Origin of the sequence: Micromonospora sp. NPDC051296, assembly GCF_040682255.1 — a bacterium.
Taxonomy (GTDB): Bacteria; Actinomycetota; Actinomycetes; order Mycobacteriales; family Micromonosporaceae; genus Micromonospora; species Micromonospora craterilacus.
In genome coordinates, this window is the sequence record NZ_JBFBAO010000581.1 from 1 (window position 1) to 2,505 (window position 2,505).

Annotated in this window: 3 protein-coding genes and 1 pseudogene; all 4 read right to left on the reverse strand. The window is 72.6% G+C overall.

The window, feature by feature from the left end; genetic code table 11:
- Positions 1–454: pseudogene (locus AB0M52_RS33140) on the reverse strand (branched-chain amino acid ABC transporter permease); the annotation flags it as partial.
- Positions 451–1,341: a branched-chain amino acid ABC transporter permease gene (locus AB0M52_RS33145; protein WP_363961796.1), complete on the reverse strand. Its 891-nt coding sequence runs from the start codon at positions 1,339–1,341 to the stop codon at positions 451–453. The pseudogene AB0M52_RS33140 and the gene AB0M52_RS33145, both read right to left, overlap by 4 nt.
- The gene (locus AB0M52_RS33150) at positions 1,341–2,072 is read right to left on the reverse strand and encodes an ABC transporter ATP-binding protein (RefSeq protein WP_363961797.1); all 732 of its coding nucleotides are present in this window, start codon (positions 2,070–2,072) and stop codon (positions 1,341–1,343) included. The genes AB0M52_RS33145 and AB0M52_RS33150 overlap by 1 nt, the downstream gene beginning before the upstream one ends.
- The coding region (locus AB0M52_RS33155; protein WP_363961798.1) for an ATP-binding cassette domain-containing protein at positions 2,069–2,505 on the reverse strand (437 nt) is incomplete at its 5' end. The genes AB0M52_RS33155 and AB0M52_RS33150, both read right to left, overlap by 4 nt.

A 2,505-nucleotide genomic window follows, 5' to 3' on the forward strand; every position in this document is an offset into this window, starting at 1 on the left:
TCACCATGGCGAAGGCGATCCCCACCGTACGCAGCGCCACCGCGCCGATCAGGCCGGCGAGGATCGTCCCGCCGATGATCGCCAGCGGCGCGGCCTGCCACAGCGGCAGCCCGGCCCGGGTGATCAGGATGTCGGTGCCGTACACCCCGGCGGCGAAATACAGGGCGTGCCCGAAGGAGAGCATCCCGGTCCGCCCGAACAACAGGTCGTACCCGGCCGCCAGGCCACCGAAGACCAGGCAGACGGCGAGCAGTTGCAGGGTGCCCGGCGAGTTCAGCGCGCCCTCGAGGATGCCCGGCAGGTGCAGCGTCGAGTACGGCAGGATCAGCGCCACAGCCAGCACGACCAGCGGCAGGAACGGGCGGATCCGGGTCCACGGGGTCGGCTCGGCGGTCGGCTCCGACGGCGTCCCCGCCGGGGGTGCCGGAACCTCGGGGGACTTGACCTCGGTCATGCCGTTGCCACCTTTCCGGCGATGCCCTGCGGGCGCAGCAGCAGCACCACGGCCAGCAGCGCGACCACGCAGATGTCGCCCAGCCCGGAGGTGCCGTAGTAGTTCACGAACTGTTGCAGCAGCCCGACCGCGACCGCCGCGTACGCGGACCCGACCACCGAGCCCATGCCGCCGATGACCACCACGATGAACGCGAAGATCAGCAGCGACCCGCCCTGCTGGGGTGAGACGGTGCCGAAGTAGACGCTGCCCAGCGCGCCGGCCAGCGCCGCCGCCGCCCCGCCGATGGCGAAGACCAGGGTGAACGCCTTGCGTACGTCGATGCCGAGCGCGGTGACCATCTCCCGGTTCTCCACCCCGGCCCGGATGATCAGGCCGTACCGGGTCCAGCGGAGGAAGGCCAGGATCGCGCCGAGCACCAGCGCCGCCGCGACGATCAGCAACAGGCCGCCGTTGGGCACCTGCGCGCCGAGGATCGAGGTCACCTGCCGGGTCCACTCCGGACGGGGGAACGGCCGGGCGTCCGCGCCCCAGGTGGCCTGCAACAGCGCCACGCCGGCCAGCGAGAGACCCACGGTGACCAGCACCTGCTCGATGGTGCGGGAGTAGAGCGGCCGGATCAGCACCAGCTCGACCAGCACCGCCATCAGCGTGCCGGCGGCCACTCCGAAGGCGACCGCCACCACGAACCCGAGGCCGTCGGGCCCGGCGCCGGGCAGGTTCCCGGCCGCCCACCAGGTGGCGTACGCGCCGACGCCGAGGAACAGCCCGTGCGCGAAGTTGAGCACGTCGGCCAAGCCGAAGACCAGCGACAGGCCGGAGGCCACCAGGAAGTACAGGGCGGCCAGACCGAGCCCGGTCAGCGTCAACAGGATGATCGCGTCCATCAGTGGTGCACCTCCGCCGAGCCGACGCCGAGCAGCGACCTGGTCAGCGCGGTCTCCCGCAGCAGTTCCTGGGCATCACCGGTCCAGGCGACCTTGCCGGCGGCCAGCACCACCGCGTCGCGGGCCAGCCGCCGGACCACGGCCAGGTTCTGCTCGACCAGCAGCACCGGTACGGATTCGGCCACCCGCTCCAGCACCTCGGCCACCTCGGTCACCACCTTCGGCGCCAACCCCTTGGTCGGCTCGTCGACCAGCAGCAGCCGGTTGTCGTTGAGCAGCACCCGGCCGATGGCGAGCATCTGCTGCTGCCCGCCCGACAGCGACCCGGCCCGTTGCCGGGCGCGCCGGTCCAGCTCGGGGAAGAGCGCGAACACCCGGTCGTACGCCGGGGTGCTGCCGCGCCGCTCGGCCAGCCGCAGGTTCTCCGCGACGGTGAGCCCGGCGAAGACGCACCGGTCCTCCGGCACGTAGCCGAGCCCGCCGCGGACCAGGCGATGGGTTGGTTGGGCGAGCAGGGTCTGCCCGCCCATCCGGACCGTGCCCTGCGCCTCGCCGTTGCGGGGCGTCAGCCCGACGACGGCGCGCAGGGTGGTGGTCTTGCCCACGCCGTTGCGGCCGAGCAGCACGGTGACCCCGGTCGGGGCGACCGTGAACGAGACCCCCTGAAGGATGTGCAGCCCCGCGATCCGGACCGAGAGATCCTCCACGGTCAGCACAGGCTCGACGGTCATAGCTGCTCCCCGAGGTAGGCCTCTTGCACGGTCGGGTTGGCCATCACCGTCTCCGGGGTGTCGCAGGCCAGCAGGGCGCCGTGGTGCATCACGGCGATCCGGTCGGCCAGTTCCAGGATCACGTCCATGTGGTGCTCGACCATCAGCACCGACCGCCCGCTGTCCCCGGTCAGCGACCGGATCACCCGGACCAGTTCCGGCACGTCCTCCGCGCTGACCCCGGCCATCGGCTCGTCCAGCAGCATCACCCGCGGTTCGCCGGCCAGCAGCAGGGCGATCTCCAGCTTGCGTTTCTCGCCGTGGGCGAGGGTGCCGGCCAGCGCCGTACCCCGGTGGGCCAGGCCCACCCGGTCGAGCGCCGTGTCGGCGGCGGCGGCGACCTCCCCGGCGGCCGCCCCCCCCCCCCCCCCCAGACTACAACCCCCACCCGGAC